Consider the following 15,365-nt stretch of genomic DNA (forward strand, 5'->3'; position numbering starts at 1 on the left):
CACCACAGTGGCCGCTCTGACCCAGGAACAGATCGTCGAAGAGCTCGGCAAGATCATCGAAGAGGTGACCGGTATCGAGCCCTCCGAGGTGACCATCGAGAAGTCCTTCGTCGACGACCTGGACATCGACTCGCTGTCGATGGTCGAGATCGCCGTCCAGACCGAGGACAAGTACGGCGTCAAGATCCCCGATGAGGACCTGGCGAGCCTGAAGACCGTCGGCGACGCGGTGGCGTACATCCAGAAGCTCGAGGCGGAGAACGCGGACGCGGCCGCCGAGCTGAAGGCCAAGTTCGGCGAAGAGGCCTAGGACCGACACCGTGACCACTCCTTCCACCTTGAACGGGAACTTTCCCAACGTCGTCGTAACGAGCATGGCGGCGACCACGTCGATCGCCGGTGACGTCGATGCGACGTGGAAGGGCCTCCTCAATGGCGAGAGCGGCATCGACACTCTCGAGGACGACTTCATTGCGGAGTACGACCTTCCGGTTCGAATCGGCGGCCACCTGAAGGTGTCGCCGGACACGCTGCTCGATCGGGTCGAGATCCGACGCATGGCGTATGTCGAGCGTCTGGCGACCGTCCTCGGTCGCGAGGTGTGGAAGAACGCCGGCTCGCCCGAGGTTGACCCGCTGCGGCTGGGTGTGGCCATCGGCACCGGTCTCGGCGGCGGCGACGCGCTGATCGATTCGGTCGACAAGCTGAAGAACGGTGGCTATCGCAAGATTTCGCCGCTGGCTGTTCAGATGGTCATGCCGAACGGTCCGTCCGCCGTCGTCGGTCTCGAACTCAAGGCCCGGGCGGGCGTGATCACTCCGGTCTCGGCGTGTTCGTCGGGTTCGGAGGCCATCGCCAACGCTTGGCGCATGATCGTCATGGGTGACGCCGACATGGTCGTCACCGGCGGTGTCGAGGGCTTCATCGACTCGGTGCCGATCGCCGCGTTCTCCATGATGCGGGCCATGTCGACTCGCAACGACAACCCGAAGGCGGCCTCGCGTCCCTTCGACAAGGATCGCGACGGCTTCGTCTTCGGCGAGGCGGGCGCGCTCATGGTGGTCGAGACCGAGGAGAGCGCCAAGGCCCGTGGGGCCACCATCCACGCCCGGCTCATGGGCGCGGGTATCACTTCCGACGGGTTCCACCTGGTGGCGCCCGATCCGGAGGGCAGCGGTGCCGCTCGCGCCATGCAGCGCGCGATGCAGACCGCCGGGTTGTCCCCCAAGGACGTCACCCACGTCAACGCCCACGCGACTGCCACCCCGATCGGTGACACCGCGGAAGCGAACGCGATTCACAAGGCAGGCGTTCAGCACGCCTCGGTCTACGCGCCCAAGTCGGCCCTGGGCCACTCGATCGGCGCCGTCGGCGCCCTCGAGTCGGTGCTCACGGTGCTCAGCATCCGGGACGGCATCGTCCCCCCGACGCTGAACCTCGAGAACCAGGATCCGGCGATCGATCTGGATGTGGTGCATGGCGCGGCGCGTCAGCAGGACATCCAGTACGCGATCAACAACTCCTTCGGTTTCGGTGGGCACAATGTCGCGCTCGCCTTCGGCCGGTACTGACGCGCACTAGAACTACCGCGCATTTCTAGAACCGGTCAGTAAGACAAGCGGTCCCGGCGGGGATCTCAGTGGCTGATCCCGCACCTGAGATTCCCTCCGGGACTTCGACATTCGCAGCCGCTCTCAGCGACCGCACCTTCCCTTTAGAGGAGAGTTTGCGATGACCATCATGGCTCCCGCGCATGCGGACACCACGACCGATCCCCGTGACCCGCTGGGTCGGTTGCAGCGCTTCTTCGATCCCGGAACCGTGCTCCCGCTCCACCCCCGCGACAAGTCCGGTGTGCTGGCCGCCATCGGTGAGGTCGACGGCGTGCGCACCGTCGCCTACTGCTCGGACGCCACCGTGATGGGCGGCGCCATGGGCGTCGAGGGTTGCAAGCACATCGTCGACGCGATCGACACCGCCATCGATTCCAAGGCGCCCGTGGTGGGCCTGTGGCATTCGGGTGGCGCTCGCCTGGCGGAGGGTGTCGAGGCCCTGCACGCCGTCGGACTGGTCTTCGAGGCCATGGTCCGCGCGTCCGGCCAGGTCCCCCAGATTTCCGTGGTGCTCGGCTTCGCCGCCGGCGGCGCCGCCTACGGTCCCGCGTTGACCGACATCGTGATCATGGCGCCGGAAGGCCGCGTCTTCGTGACCGGTCCCGACATCGTGAAGACGGTGACCGGCGAGAGCGTCGACATGGCGACCCTCGGCGGCCCGGTCACGCACGGCAAGAAGTCCGGCGTGTGCCACATCGTCGCCGATGACGAGTCCGACGCCATGCATCGCGCCCGCCGCCTGGTCTCGATGTTCGCCGAGCAGGGCGAATTCGACCTGGCCGCCGCCGCACACGGCGATGTCGACCTCAAGGCCATGATGCCGGAGTCGGCCAAGCGCGCCTACGACGTCAAGCCGATCATTCACGAGCTGCTCGACAACGTCGACGGCGAAAGCTCTTTCGAGGAACTCCAGGGCGGCTACGCCCGCTCCATGGTGGTCGGCGTCGGCCGGCTCGGCGGCCGCACCGTCGGCGTGCTGGCCAACAACCCGATCCGCCTGGGCGGCTGCCTCAACTCCGAAAGCGCCGAGAAGGCTTCGCGTTTCGTGCGCCTGTGCAACGCCTTCGGCATCCCGCTGATCGTCGTCACCGACGTGCCGGGCTACCTGCCGGGCGTCTCGCAGGAATTCGAGGGTGTGGTGCGCCGCGGCGCGAAGCTGCTGCACGCCTTCGCCGAGGCGCGTGTCCCGCGTGTCACCCTGGTGACCCGCAAGATCTACGGCGGCGCCTACATCGCCATGAACGCCCGCTCGCTCGGCGCCACCGCGGTGTACGCGTGGCCCGGTTCCGAGGTGGCGGTCATGGGCGCCAAGGCCGCGGTCGGCATCCTGCACAAGAAGGCCATCGCGGCCGCCCCCGAGGAGGAGCGCGAAGCCCTCATCGAGCGCCTCACCGAGGAGCACGAGCGCATCGCGGGCGGTGTCGAACGCGCCATCGCCATCGGCGTCGTGGACCAGGTCGTCGACCCGGCCAAGACCCGCTCCACCATCGCGGCGGCGCTCGCGGCGGCTCCGGCTCGGCCGCAGCACAACAAGAACATCCCGCTGTAATCGCTTGTACGGCAACGCAAGAGCGGGCGGTCTCCTCGGAGGCCGCCCGCTTTCGTCGTATCCAGGTCGCCACCGTCGCCCTCGCCCGTAGCGAAGAGCGCCTGGCGGCAAGGCAATTCAGGAGAGCAGCCGGACCTTGTCGGCGGACTCGTTCTGGCTGGCGCATTCCTGGTAGGGGTTGGGGTCGCCTTGGCGTTCACCGCAAACCCAGCGAATGGTGTCCACGGTGACGGCGATGTCGCCGCTGGACTGGTTGGCGCGGTCGGCGGCGTAGGCGGTGACCACCGAGAGGGCGGTGGGGCAGAAGTCGTCGCCGTGGGCGGTGGAGGCCACGACGGCCAGGCCCCAGGGGCCGGTGCCGCACTGGACGGCCTGGTGGCCGGCGGCGGGGAAGGGGGCCGCGGACGTGGCCGAGGACTTCGGCTTGGTGGTGGGGCCGGAGGCGGTGGCGGAGTGGTCGTTGCAGGCGGTCAGGGTCAGCGCCCCGATCATGGCCAGTGCCGTGCCCGCGATCCGCGTTGTGGTCCGCACGAAAACCCTCCTCGTCGACTACCCGCCCCCTGGGCATTCTGCCCGTTTCGTGTCGATTGCGAGGGATGCCACGCAAATGAGCGCGTGGCGGAATCGATCGGCGGCAGTGCCGAACCGCCGGTCGTGGCGGGTCAGCCGACGTCGCGGCGCAGCCAGGTGACTTCCGCGCCGTCGCCGCCGAGGCGGTAGGGCTCGAGGCGGTCGTCCCAGGCGGTGCCGAGGGCGCGGTCGATCTCACCGGCGATCTCGGCGGCGGTGGTGCGGCCGTGGGCGCGGGCCTCGGAGACGATGGCGCGCAAGCGGTTCTCCCCCACCACGATGTCGCCGCTGGCGCTGGTGGCGCAGTTCCACAGGCCCAGGCCGGGAACGAAGCAGAAGCGTTCGCCGTCGACGCCTTCGCTGGGTTCCTCGGTGACCTCGAAATACAAGATCGGCCAATCTCGCAATGCTCTGGCTAATCTGCCCCCGGTACCGACCGGGCCGTACCAATCGGTGGTGGCGCGCAATTGTCCCGGATCGGCGGGCTGCGCGGTCCAGCGCAGTTTCGCGGGGGCCTTGAGGGTCGAGGTGAGGGCCCATTCGATGTGCGGGCACAGCGCGGCCGGCGACGAATGGATATAGACGACTCCAGACGTCGACTCCGCGAACTGACTAGACGCGTGCACCACTGACACCTCCGGCTCGACGAGGGACGTCTTCCCCAACGACCCATATGCCGCCCGGCGTTGCCCGAGTTTACTGGAGTGCCCGGTGTTGCGTGTGTTACTTATTGCCCGTGTCGGACACTACCCAAACTCCGCGATCACGGCATCGCTGAGCGGCGGCCACGCCACGCGCGCCCAGTCCCCGAAATTTTCGTCCGCCAGCGCCAGACACGCCATGCCGGCGTCCGGATCGACCCAGAGAAATGTCCCCGACTGCCCGAAGTGCCCGAAAGTTCGCGGCGAGTTCGCGCCGCCGGTCCAGTGCGGAATCTTGTGATCGCGAATTTCGAAGCCCAGCCCCCAGTCGTTGGGTCGTTGCGACCCGTAACCGGGAAGGACGCCATTGCGATCCGGGAATTGCACTGTGCTTGCCTCGGAAAGCAATTCGGCACTCACCACCGCCGGTTCCAGCAATTCCGTGGCGAATCGCAGCAGATCTGCGACCGAGGAGCGCCCGGCGTGCCCGGCAGGACCGGCCAGGACCGAGGAGTTCATGCCCAGCGGCTCGAACACCGCCTCGCGCAGGTACCGGTCGAACGGGATACCCGTCTGTGCCGCAACGAAATCCGCGAGCACCTCGAACCCGGCGCTGGAGTAGATCCGCTTGGCCCCCGGCTTGGCCAGCACCTCATTGGTGTCGAAGGCGAGCCCGGAGGTGTGGGCCAGCAGATGCCGCACCGTCGATCCGGGCGGGCCGGCGGGCTGGTCCAGCTCGACCGCCCCTTCCTCGACCGCCACCAGAACACCGTAGGCCACAAGGGGTTTGGTCACCGACGCGAGCGGAAAGACCTTCGCGGTATCCCCCTCGCTGTCCACCACGCCCTTGCCGCGCACGACGACGCCCGCCGCCGCGTTCCGGACCGGCCACTGTCGAATCTGCTCGAGCGCTCGCACGGTGCTATTTTGCCCTGCGCTTCGCTCCGGGCGGGTTCGCGGCCCCGAGGTCCCGATTCTTCCCTCCCTCCGCTCCTCCGCTTCGCTCCCCCGCTCCACTCAGTCCAGAATCGAGACGGCCGCGAACCTGCAGGTTTTGCCTGCTACGAATGCACTTCGGGTGTGACCATTTCGGTGGCCCCGGCTTTGCCCAGCACCGAGCGGCGGCGGCCGTAGCCGAAGTACACCACCAGCCCGACGGCCGACCACAGCGTGAACGCCAGCCAGGTGACGCCCGGCAAGTGGATCAGCAGCCACCCGCACATGGCCACCCCGATCACCGGCACCACCGGCACCAGGGTGCGGAAGGAGCGCGGTAGGTCGGGTTTGGTGCGGCGCAGCACCAGCACGCCGATGTTCACCAGCCCGAACGACACCAGCGTGCCGATATTGGTGGCGTTCACCAGTTCTCCCAGCGGCACCAGCGCCGAGAGCACCGCCACCACGCCGCCGACGATGAGCGTGTTGACCGTCGGCACCCGGGTGCGCCCGACCCGCGAGAGCACGGCGGGCATGAGCCCATCCCGCGACATGGCGACCAGAATGCGGGTCTGCCCGTACAGCACGGTCAGCACCACCGAGGCGATGGCGATGACCGCGCCGCCCGCGAGAATCGTGGCCGGCCAGCCGCGCCCGGTGACCTGTTCGAGCACCGTCGCCAGCGAGGCGCCCGAACTGCTGACGGCGTCCACACCGACCGCGCCGACCGCGGTCAACGCCACCAGCACGTACACCAGCGTCACGATGCCGAGCGAAATGATGATGGCGCGCGGCAGATCTCGCTGCGGATTCTTGGCTTCCTCGCCCGCGGTGGAGGCGGCGTCGAAGCCGATGAACGAGAAGAACACCATGGAGGCCGCCGCGCCGATGCCCGAGACGCCGTAGGGCGAGAAGGGATGCAGGTGCGAGGAATCGAAGGCGCTGACGGCCACGCACACGAAGAAGATCAGCACCGCGATCTTGATCATGGTGGTGACGGTGGTGACCCGCGCGCTCTCGCGAATGCCGCCGAGCAGCACCACGGTCGCGAGCAAGACCACGACGGCCGCGGGCAGATTGACCACGCCGCCGTCGCCGGGCGGCTGCGCCAGCACGTCCGGAATCCGCCAGCCGAGGGTCGAGCCGAGGAATTCGTTGAGGTAGGAGCCCCACCCCACGGCGACCGCCGCCACCGAGACGCCGTACTCGAGCAGCAGGCACCACCCGCACACCCAGGCGATGATCTCGCCCAGCGTCGCATAGGTATACGAGTAGGCGGAGCCGGATACCGGCACGGCACTGGCCAGTTCGGCGTAGGAGAGCGCGGAGAACAGCGCGGCCAGCGCGGCGATGACGAAGGAGACGACGACGGCGGGTCCGGCCAGCGGCGCGGCCTCGCCGAGCACCACGAAGATGCCGGTGCCCAGGGTCGCGCCGACCGACAGCGCGATCAGCGGGATCAGGCCCATGCTGCGTCGCAGTGCGGTGTGCTCGCCGTCGGAGGTGAGCTGTTCGACGGGTTTGGTCCGCAGCAATGACGAGGTAATCCGCTGGAGTCCGGGCATGTGCGGCCACGCTACCTGGTCAGAGGCGCATTTCGGGCATCGGGGTGTCGTGTCGAGAGCCGTTCTCGCTGCTCACAGCTATGTACCGGCGTCGGGATCGGCCGGTTACCATCGGACCCACTATGAGTGAGCAGGTCACGATCCACGGCGAGGTCGATGCGGGTTTCGGTCCGGTCGCCGACGCGTTCCGCCGCAATTTCACCCGGCACGGCGAGATCGGTGCGGCCGTGGCCGTATTCGACGGAGACCGGCCGGTGGTGGATCTGTGGGCCGGGCATCGGGATCGCAAGCGGCGGGTGGCGTGGGAGCGCGACACCATGGCCCCGGTCTGGTCCTCCACCAAGGGGATGGCCGCGTTCACGGTGGCCGCGGCGGTCTCGCGGGGCCTGCTGGACTACGAGGATCCGGTGGCGCTGCACTGGCCGGAATTCGCGGCGCACGGCAAGGAATCGATCACCGTGCGGCAGCTGCTGGATCATCAGGCCGGGCTGGCGGCGCTGGATCGCCCGTTCCGGCTCACCGATATGGCCGATCAGGATCGCATGGCGGTGGTGCTGGCGGAGCAGAAACCGTTGTGGCGGCCGGGAACCCGGCACGGCTATCACCCGATCACGGCCGGGCTGTATCAGGGCGAGCTGCTGCGCAGAGTCGATCCCCGGCATCGGACGCTGGGCCGCATCTTCGCCGAGGACATCGCCGGACCGCTGGGCGCGGAGTTCTATATCGGCCTGCCGGAAGAGGTTTCGCTGGATCGGGTGGCGACCCTGTCGGCCACCGACGGGCTCGACATTCTGCGCTACGAGCGAGATCTGCCGCTGCGCATCGGAATTCAGCTCTACAGCAAGCGCGGCCTGTCCTTCCGCGCCCTCAACAGCCCGCAGGTGGGCGCGCCCGCCCGGGCCACCCGGCGCGAGTTCCTGTCGGTGGAGAGTCCCGCGGCCGGCGGCGTCGGCACCGCGCGGGCGCTGGCCCGGGTGTACGGCGCGGCGGCCAAGCAGACCGGGGAACTGCCCATCGACGCCGCGCTGCTGGATCGTCTCGCGCTGGCCGACACCGCCGACGACGTGCCCGCCGAGGATCTGGTGCTGCTCACTCCCAGCCGCTATCACCTGGGTTTCCGCAAGTCCCGGGGCAGCTTCCGCTTCGGTTCCGACAGGCGTGCCTACGGGACCACCGGGTACGGCGGCTCGTTCGGATTCGCCGATCCGGCAACGGGTCTCGGCTTCGGCTATGTGATGAACCGCCTGGGCATGGCGGTGCTCGACGATGTCCGCTCCCGTAATCTGCGCGAGGCCCTGCTGCGCTGCCGGTGAGAGGCCGCCGGTGAGCGGCTGCCGAGGGTTCAGCCGCGGACGTCGTGGACGTGATGCACGAGGTCGTGGACGAAGTAGCGCGCCATCGAGTCGATGGTGAACGCGGAACCGTTGCTGCGCAGGGCCGCCCGGTCCCGTTCGTCCAGCGGCACGACTTCGAAGGCGCGGGCGGCGGTTTCGGCGGCGTCCGCGAGTTCGGCGGCGACGGTGGCGGTTTCGGCGTCCGCGTAGTGTGCGGCCACGGCGGTGGCGTCCTGATCCCAGTTGGCGAACATGGGAATCCCGTTGTCGCCCACGGTGACCGTGGTGTCGTAGGCCGCGATGCTGGGCCCGGGCCGGGCGGCGCCGGTGCGGGCGATGTCGAGCCGGTGCAGGAAGATGCGGCACACGTCGCGCACGTGTGCCGCGTACTCCACGGTCGACCAGGTCGAATCGTCGGGGCGCTGCCGGGCGTCGGGTCGTTCCAGGGCGACGGCCAGGCGGGCCGCGCTGTCGCGGGTCAATCCGGGCACGGCCTCGAAGGCGGTGGCGTCGGGGTCGAATCCGCAGTCCGCGCAGGTGCGTTCGAGCACCCAGGTCCAGTCTTTGGCATCGGGAACGATCGGCATGGCAGCCAACCTACTGTGGCTCTAGTTTTTCGACCACCCATATTCTGCCAACCGTCGCCAAGATGGCGACAGGTTCGCTGTCACTCCATCAGCCCGTGCGCCTTCTCGAACAGCTCGAGGGTGATGGCGTGCAGGAAGTCGCCGACCTGCTTGGGCGCCTTGCCCGCACACGCCCGCGCGTGCGTGCCCTCCAGCACGATGCCGAGCTTGAAGCACGCCAGCACGGTGTACCAGGTGACATGGGTGAGGTCGCGGTCGGAGAACCGCCCGTAGTGGGCGATCATCTCCGCCGGCGTGGGCAGGCCGCCGACCGCGCCCAGCGAGCCGACCAGGGCCGCGCCGGTGGTGCCGGGCTCGGGCCGGGTGGCGATCTGCCAGCCCAGATCCAGCAGCGGGTCGCCGATGGTGGACATCTCCCAGTCGACCATGGCCACCACCTCGGGGCCGTCGAAGGAGAACATCATGTTGGCGAGGTGGCAATCACCGTGCAGGATGCCGGGTTTCGCCGGGGCGGGGCGGTTGCGGTCGAGCCATTCACCGACCTGCCGCACCCCCGGGATCTGCGGGCCGGGGTAGCCGTCGTTGACGCTGTAGGAGTCAAGTTCCGACAGCCAGCGCGGGACCTGACGTTCCAGGAAGCCCTCGGGCTTGCCGTAATCGGCCAGGCCGAGCGCCTCGTGATCGAGGGAGCCGAGCCGGGCGATGGCCTCGACGGCCGAAAGTCCCATCTGCCGCCGCACCTCCGGGTCGCCGGCGTGCAGGGCGGGCAGCTCGTTCTGCGGGTTGAAGCCGGTGATCGGCTCCATGAGGTAGAACGACGCGCCGAGCACGGACTCGTCGGGGCAGGCGGCGATCACCTTGGGTGCGCGAATCTCGGTGTCGCCGAGCGCGCCCAGAATGCGCGACTCGCGCTGAATGACGGTGTTGCTGGCCTTGCGCAGATGCTTGGGTCCGCGCCGCAGGACGTAGTCGCGGCCGCCTCGGCGAAAGCGCAGCATGATGTTCTGGGTGCCACCGCCCAGCGGCGTCACTCCCTCGAACTCCCCGCCGGGCAGGCCCTGCTCTTGCATCCATTTGCCGACGATCGCGAAATCGACGACGTCACGATCCACTTCGACCGGCTGTGCGACAGACATGCCGCCCATTGTGCCGTAGGCCGCCCGCGAAACTGAAGGCGTCCGCCCGCAGTAGTGGCGGGCGACTCGTTCGCGCAGGTCGGGAAGCGGAGTGTCGGAGGGACAGGCGTAATGTGCGTGGTCAAATGCGCACGCTCTTGATCGACAACTACGACTCGTTCACCTACAACCTGTACCAGCTGATCAGCCAGGTGAACGGGAGCGAGCCCGTGGTCGTGCGCAATGACGAGGTGGGGTCGATCGAGGAGTTGGGGCTCGACGGGTTCGACAATATCGTCATCTCGCCGGGGCCCGGGCGGCCCGATGTTCCGCGTGATTTCGGCATTTCGGCCGCGTTGATCGTCGGCGCGGAGTTGCCGTTGCTGGGTGTGTGCCTCGGGCATCAGGGCATCGTGGTGGCGGCGGGCGGGTCGGTGGTGACGGCGCCGCGCGCCCGGCATGGCTATCCCGATCGCATCACCCATGACGGGCGTGATTTGTTCGCCGGTGTGCCGCAGGACTTCTCGGCGGTGCGGTACCACTCGCTGTGCGCGGATCGGCCGTTGCCGGACGCGCTCGAGGTCACCGCGACCGCTCCGGACGGGGTGATCATGGGGGTGCGGCATCGGAGTCGGCCGCAGTGGGGGGTGCAGTTTCATCCTGAGTCCATCTCCAGCGAGCACGGTGAGCTGTTGTTGCGGAATTTCGCGGAGCTGACCGTGGCGCATCGGCGCCGTCGTTCCGGCGTGGGTTCGGGTGGAATTCACTCCGCGACTGTGGATCCCGGCCAAAAGCATGCCGGGATGACGAAGGGGGCGCATGCCGGGATGACGAAGGGGGCGCACGCCGGGATGACGAAGGGGGCGCACGCCGGGATGACGAAGGGGGCGCACGCCGGGATGACGGAGGGGGCGCATGCCGACTCGATGATCCGGGCCAGGGTGCGGTATTGGGTGGAGCAGGTGGTGATCGAGCGCGCGATTGATACCGAAGCGGTGTTCGATGCGCTGTATTCGGCTTCGCCCCATGCTTTTTGGCTGGACAGCGAGCATGTCGAGCCCGGCCTGGATCGATTCTCGTTTCTCGGTGACGCCTCCGGTCCGCTGGCGGAGGTGGTGCGTTATCGGGTCGGCAGCGGCCGGGTCGAGATCGAAACGGCGACCGGCAACCGCGTCGTGCCCGGCGTCGTGCTCGACTATCTAGCCGGTGAGCTGCGCCGCCGCGAGATCGACTTCCCGGATGTGCCTTTCGATTTCGCCGGCGGCTACGTGGGCTACCTCGGCTACGAGATGAAGGCCGACTGCGGCGCGCGGGCGGTGCACCGCTCCCCCACCCCGGACGCCCAGTGGCTGTTCGCCGATCGCCTGATCGTCGTCGATCACGAGGCGGGCCGCACCCATCTGCTGGCCCTGTGCGAACCGGATTCCCTTGTCTCCGCGCACGAGTGGCTGGCGGCCACCCGGACCATCCTGGAAACCCTTCCGACATGGGAGAATCCGCCCACACTGGAGTTGCCCGCGGACGAGGCCACCGTCGCCCCGTTCCTGACTCGCGGCCGCGAACGCTATCTCGCCGATGTCGCCGCCTGCCAGGAGCAGCTCCGCGCCGGCGAGTCCTACGAAATCTGCATCACCGACAGCGCCTGTCCCCCCGGCGATGCCGACGGCCTCACCGTGTATCGTCGCCTGCGCCGCGGCAATCCGGCCCCCTATGCCGCCTTCCTGCGGTTCGCCGAGCTCGAGGTGGCCTGCTCGTCCCCCGAGCGTTTCCTCAAGGTGGATCGCACCCGCATGGTCGAGAGCAAGCCGATCAAGGGCACCGCCCCGCGCGGCCGCACCCCCGGTGAGGACGCCGCGCTGGCAGCCGATTTGGCCCGCAACCCCAAGACCCGCGCCGAAAATCTGATGATCGTCGACCTGCTGCGCAACGATCTCGGCCGGGTCTGCGAGATCGGGTCGGTGCACGTCCCCCACCTGATGGCGGTCGAGACCTACACCACCCTGCATCAGCTGGTCTCGACCGTGCGCGGCCGCCTGCGCCCCGGCCTGACCGTGATCGACTGTCTGCGAGCGTGTTTCCCGGGCGGCTCCATGACCGGCGCGCCCAAACTGCGCACTCTCGAGATCATCGACACCCTGGAAACCGAAGCGCGGGGCGTCTATTCCGGCACGATCGGCTTCCTCGGCCTGGGCGGCACCGCCGATCTCAATATCGTCATTCGCACCGCCGTGCGCCACGACGGCCGCTGGCGGGTCGGCGCGGGCGGCGCGATAGTGCTGGATTCCGATCCGGACGACGAGTATCGGGAGATGCTGTGGAAGGCCGCGGCCGCCCTGCGCGCCCTGCCGGGTCTGTCGAGCGGGCCGCGCACTCCGCTCGCCGCCCGATGACCGAGAATCCCCGCCGCGTAGCGGCTATTTGCGGCGACGCGACTTGGGTTCGGGCCGGACGGGTTCCGCGGGTTCACGGGTGCCCGCGAAGCGGCCCAGCAGCGAGATGCCGGGCAGCTTGTCGAGCCGGTTGAAGACCTCCTCACCCAGCGCGGTGAGCGATTCCAGCCGGGCGAGCACCTTGTCGTAGGCGAGGAACGCGGGTTCGGCCAGCGCGAGGGTCCGGTCGAGCCGGTCGATGGTGGAGTTGAGGCGTTCGACGGCGGTGGTGAGGTTCTCGATGAGATCGGGCAGCTGCGCGACGAGCTGGACCGAGGCCGGCGGCAGGCGGACCGCGGTGTCGAAGGCGGTGGAGGCGGTGGTCTGCGCCGAGTCGAGGGCCAGGCCCGCGGCGTTCTGGGCGGCCTCGACCGCGGCCTGAGCGGCGGCGAGGATGTCGCTCGCGGTGGGGACGCGCGAGCCCGCGGGTTTGGGGTTGGGGCGGCCGGACCCCTTGGGGTTGCTCATACCTCTACTGTGCCGGACGTTTTCCGAATTCCGGTGGAGGGCCGGCCACGATCTCTTGTCGGAGGGGCGTGGCATCATTCGGGCACCATGAAACTGACCGAGGGCGGGCAAACGAGGGTTCCGACATCGCTTCTGACGGTGGTGCTTTCGTGGCGCGCCGGTCCGGCGGTGGCGGCGCAGGCGGTGCTGGTGGCCGAGAGCGGGCGCGCGCGGTCGGATCGGGACTTCGTGTGGTTCGACGCGCCCCGGCACGTATCGCAGGCGGTGACGCTGGATCCCGAGCCCGAGCCCGGGACCGCCCGGCTGTCGGTCTCGCTGCCGCGCACCGGATCCGAGGTGGCCGGGATCGTGGTGATCGGGTCGGTGCCGGGCAGTCTGGCCGAGGTCGCCGGGCTGCGGCTGACCGTGTTCGATCACGATCGCCCCGTGGTCAGCTACGACGTGGACACGCCCGAGCCGGTGCCGGCCATGGTTCTCGGCGAGTTCGCTCGCGGCGACGGCGACTGGGAGTTCCGGGCGGCGCGCGAGGGTGCGGTCAGCCTGGCCGGGCTGGTGCGCGAGTTCGGGATCCGGGTCGATCCGGTGCGCGCGCCCGAACCTCGCCGCACCGCGCCGCCGCCGGATTCCGAACGCGCGGACTGGCATCCGGATCCTCGGGATCCGACCCGGCTGCGCTGGTGGGACGGCGACACCTGGACCGCGTCGACCCGCCCGGCGCCGCCGCCGGATTCCCGCCACTGCCCGCGCTGCGGCGCGCCACGCCGCCGGCGCCTGCTGAGCGCGACCCAGCTCTTCGGCGGGGCCGCTCAGCTTTTCGGCGGTAGTGCCCTGTGCCGCGAATGCGCCGACGAGACAGCCGAATACCTCGCCGACTGGTCCGCGCGCGCCGAGCGCACCCTGCGCCGCCAGTCCCCGCACGAGGACTGGGAGACCCTGTGGGCCGCCCTGCGCTACCAGCGCATCGATCGCGCCGCGGCCCTCGAGCTGCTGCGCACGCCCGCGCACGAACAGCTGGAACGCCTGGTGGCATTCACCTGTGCCGACGGCGTGGTCGAGCGGGAAGATCTCGACGACTTCGAGGACACCGTCGCCCAGCTGTCGCTGTCCGGCCCGCTGCTCGAGGATCTGCGCCGCCGACTGCATCGCGGCCGCCTGCTCACCCGGCTGCGTTCGGGCGAGCTACCGCTGGCCAAGACCGCCGGCCTGCACCTCGATCCCGACGAGCGCGTGCACCTGGATCTCCCCGCCGCCCACGTCCGCCACCTGGCCCGCGGCCCCAAGCGCAGCACCGGCCGCCTGATCGTCAGCAACCGCAAACTCCGCTTCACCGGATCCGACGCTGGCATCGAAATACCCTGGGCCCGCGTGGTTTCGGTGTCCGCGGCCGACGGCCTGGTCGAGGTGTCGGCCACCTCCGCGCGCGGCGGCGCGCTGCTCGAGGTCGCCGACCCCGGCTATGTCGCCGCCGCCATGGAGGGCGCGCTACGCATCGCCAAACGCCTGGCCCTGGCCCCCGGCCGCCGCGACACCCGCACCATCCCCCCGGACGTCAAGGCGATCGTGTGGCAGCGCGACGGCGGCAAATGCGTGGAATGCGGCGACTCCCACTACCTCGAATTCGACCACATCATCCCGATCAGCCGCGGCGGCGCCACCAGCCCCGCCAACCTCCAAATCCTCTGCCGCGGCTGCAACCGCACCAAGAGCGCGCACATCTGACGCGGCCGAGGGCGACGCTGCGCCGAGCGGGTCAGCGGCGGACGCGCAACACGGTGGGTTCGGCACAGAATTGGGTGGTGGCCTGGGGGAGGTCGAGGCCGGTGCGGGACAGGCCGCCGCTGTCGGTAACGGTGCATTCGCTGCCGCCGACGTGGCCGGTGCCGTCGTCGAGGAGTTTCACCTCGGCGGTGACCAGCGGCTGCAGGGTGTCGGCGTCGAAGGTCCAGAACTGGATTCGCCACAGCTCGTAGCTGTCGCGGGCGGTCACTACGGTGTAGCCGCCGGCGGAGGTGTCCAGGCCGATGCCGGCCAGTTCGCCCGCGCGCTGGAAGTGCACGGACGCACCGGTGGCGTGGTAGACGAGGTAGCGAGTGTTGGCACTGGCCAGCAGGATCGGGATGATCAGCTCGTCGCGGCCGTCGTTGTCGAGGTCGCGCAGGCGTGGCGCGGTGGTGCCGACCGCCTTCTCGGTGAAGGACTGGATGTTCGTGCCGTTCGGGTCGAGCACGGTGATGGTGACCGCGGCCTGCTGCCCGGTTCCGTTGTGCCGCACCTCGAACGATAGCCCGGCGGTGTCCCGCGACTGCAGCGAGCAGTCGGGAGGCGTTGCGGCGGAAGCGATGTCGCCGCACGGCGGCAGATCGGACACGGGGGCCGCCGGCACCCCCGTGGCGTGCTCGACCGCAGGTGGGGAGACGGCGGGCGCGGCGGCGGTGTGCCGATCGCACGCGGCCGTGGCCAGCGTCGCGGCGGCCAGCACCCCGGCCGCGATCTTCCTCCCCATGAAAGTGAGGATAGCGACGAATCACCCCCGCGCACCCATACCCGCCATCACGTGC

Annotated in this window: 14 protein-coding genes; 6 read left to right on the plus strand and 8 right to left on the minus strand. The window is 69.2% G+C overall.

Annotation, left to right across the window (positions count from 1 at the left end):
• Window positions 1-7: 7 nt before the first annotated feature.
• The 3 genes from acpM to D7D52_RS35275 all read left to right on the plus strand — a co-directional run bounded on the left by acpM (window position 8) and on the right by D7D52_RS35275 (window position 3,162).
• Window positions 8-310 (plus strand): meromycolate extension acyl carrier protein AcpM, encoded by a 303-nt coding sequence (gene acpM / locus D7D52_RS35265; RefSeq protein ID WP_120743304.1) that lies wholly within the window; start codon window positions 8-10, stop codon window positions 308-310.
• A 10-nt stretch (window positions 311-320) separates the two neighbouring features.
• The gene (locus D7D52_RS35270) at window positions 321-1,571 is read left to right on the plus strand and encodes a KasA/KasB family beta-ketoacyl-ACP synthase (RefSeq protein WP_120743305.1); all 1,251 of its coding nucleotides are present in this window, start codon (window positions 321-323) and stop codon (window positions 1,569-1,571) included.
• Window positions 1,572-1,731: 160 nt separating this feature from the next.
• Window positions 1,732-3,162 (plus strand): acyl-CoA carboxylase subunit beta, encoded by a 1,431-nt coding sequence (locus D7D52_RS35275; RefSeq protein ID WP_120743306.1) that lies wholly within the window; start codon window positions 1,732-1,734, stop codon window positions 3,160-3,162.
• A 117-nt stretch (window positions 3,163-3,279) separates the two neighbouring features.
• Here D7D52_RS35275 and D7D52_RS35280 read toward each other — a convergent pair whose 3' ends face one another.
• The 4 genes from D7D52_RS35280 to D7D52_RS35295 all read right to left on the minus strand — a co-directional run bounded on the left by D7D52_RS35280 (window position 3,280) and on the right by D7D52_RS35295 (window position 6,874).
• Window positions 3,280-3,693, minus strand: a complete 414-nt coding sequence (locus D7D52_RS35280; RefSeq protein ID WP_120743307.1) for a hypothetical protein — start codon at window positions 3,691-3,693, stop codon at window positions 3,280-3,282.
• A gap of 131 nt (window positions 3,694-3,824) precedes the next feature.
• Complete coding sequence (locus D7D52_RS35285) at window positions 3,825-4,358, minus strand: DUF3145 domain-containing protein (protein ID WP_120744696.1); 534 nt, start codon at window positions 4,356-4,358, stop codon at window positions 3,825-3,827.
• A 120-nt stretch (window positions 4,359-4,478) separates the two neighbouring features.
• Window positions 4,479-5,291, minus strand: coding sequence for a serine hydrolase domain-containing protein (locus tag D7D52_RS35290; protein WP_120743308.1), 813 nt, complete (start codon window positions 5,289-5,291; stop codon window positions 4,479-4,481).
• Between the two features lie 143 nt (window positions 5,292-5,434).
• Window positions 5,435-6,874 (minus strand): amino acid permease, encoded by a 1,440-nt coding sequence (locus D7D52_RS35295; protein WP_120743309.1) that lies wholly within the window; start codon window positions 6,872-6,874, stop codon window positions 5,435-5,437.
• Between the two features lie 122 nt (window positions 6,875-6,996).
• Between D7D52_RS35295 and D7D52_RS35300 the strand changes: the two genes are divergently transcribed.
• Entirely contained in the window at window positions 6,997-8,187 is a 1,191-nt protein-coding gene (locus tag D7D52_RS35300) for a serine hydrolase domain-containing protein (protein ID WP_120743310.1), read from the plus strand.
• 29 nt (window positions 8,188-8,216) lie between these two features.
• On the opposite strand, the gene D7D52_RS35305 is transcribed toward D7D52_RS35300, so the two are convergent.
• Both D7D52_RS35305 and D7D52_RS35310 read right to left on the minus strand, forming a co-directional pair.
• Window positions 8,217-8,795 carry a DinB family protein gene (locus D7D52_RS35305; RefSeq protein ID WP_120743311.1) on the minus strand — a complete coding sequence of 193 codons (579 nt, stop codon included), beginning with the start codon at window positions 8,793-8,795 and terminating at the stop codon, window positions 8,217-8,219.
• An 80-nt stretch (window positions 8,796-8,875) separates the two neighbouring features.
• Window positions 8,876-9,940 carry a phosphotransferase family protein gene (locus D7D52_RS35310; RefSeq protein ID WP_120743312.1) on the minus strand — a complete coding sequence of 355 codons (1,065 nt, stop codon included), beginning with the start codon at window positions 9,938-9,940 and terminating at the stop codon, window positions 8,876-8,878.
• 116 nt (window positions 9,941-10,056) lie between these two features.
• Here D7D52_RS35310 and pabB point away from each other — a divergent pair, with 116 nt between their 5' ends.
• Window positions 10,057-12,300 (plus strand): aminodeoxychorismate synthase component I, encoded by a 2,244-nt coding sequence (pabB, locus tag D7D52_RS35315; protein ID WP_120743313.1) that lies wholly within the window; start codon window positions 10,057-10,059, stop codon window positions 12,298-12,300.
• 24 nt (window positions 12,301-12,324) lie between these two features.
• Here the strand turns inward: pabB and D7D52_RS35320 are convergent, their stop codons facing one another.
• Window positions 12,325-12,807, minus strand: coding sequence for a hypothetical protein (locus tag D7D52_RS35320; RefSeq protein ID WP_120743314.1), 483 nt, complete (start codon window positions 12,805-12,807; stop codon window positions 12,325-12,327).
• A gap of 138 nt (window positions 12,808-12,945) precedes the next feature.
• Between D7D52_RS35320 and D7D52_RS35325 the strand changes: the two genes are divergently transcribed.
• On the plus strand, window positions 12,946-14,526 hold the full coding sequence (locus D7D52_RS35325) for a TerD family protein (RefSeq protein ID WP_246023523.1): 1,581 nt from the start codon (window positions 12,946-12,948) through the stop codon (window positions 14,524-14,526).
• Window positions 14,527-14,557: 31 nt separating this feature from the next.
• On the opposite strand, the gene D7D52_RS35330 is transcribed toward D7D52_RS35325, so the two are convergent.
• The gene (locus D7D52_RS35330; RefSeq protein ID WP_120743316.1) at window positions 14,558-15,310 is read right to left on the minus strand and encodes a hypothetical protein; all 753 of its coding nucleotides are present in this window, start codon (window positions 15,308-15,310) and stop codon (window positions 14,558-14,560) included.
• Window positions 15,311-15,365 lie beyond the last annotated feature (55 nt).

The sequence above is a fragment of the Nocardia yunnanensis genome (assembly GCF_003626895.1).
In the GTDB taxonomy this organism is placed as follows: Bacteria; Actinomycetota; Actinomycetes; order Mycobacteriales; family Mycobacteriaceae; genus Nocardia; species Nocardia yunnanensis.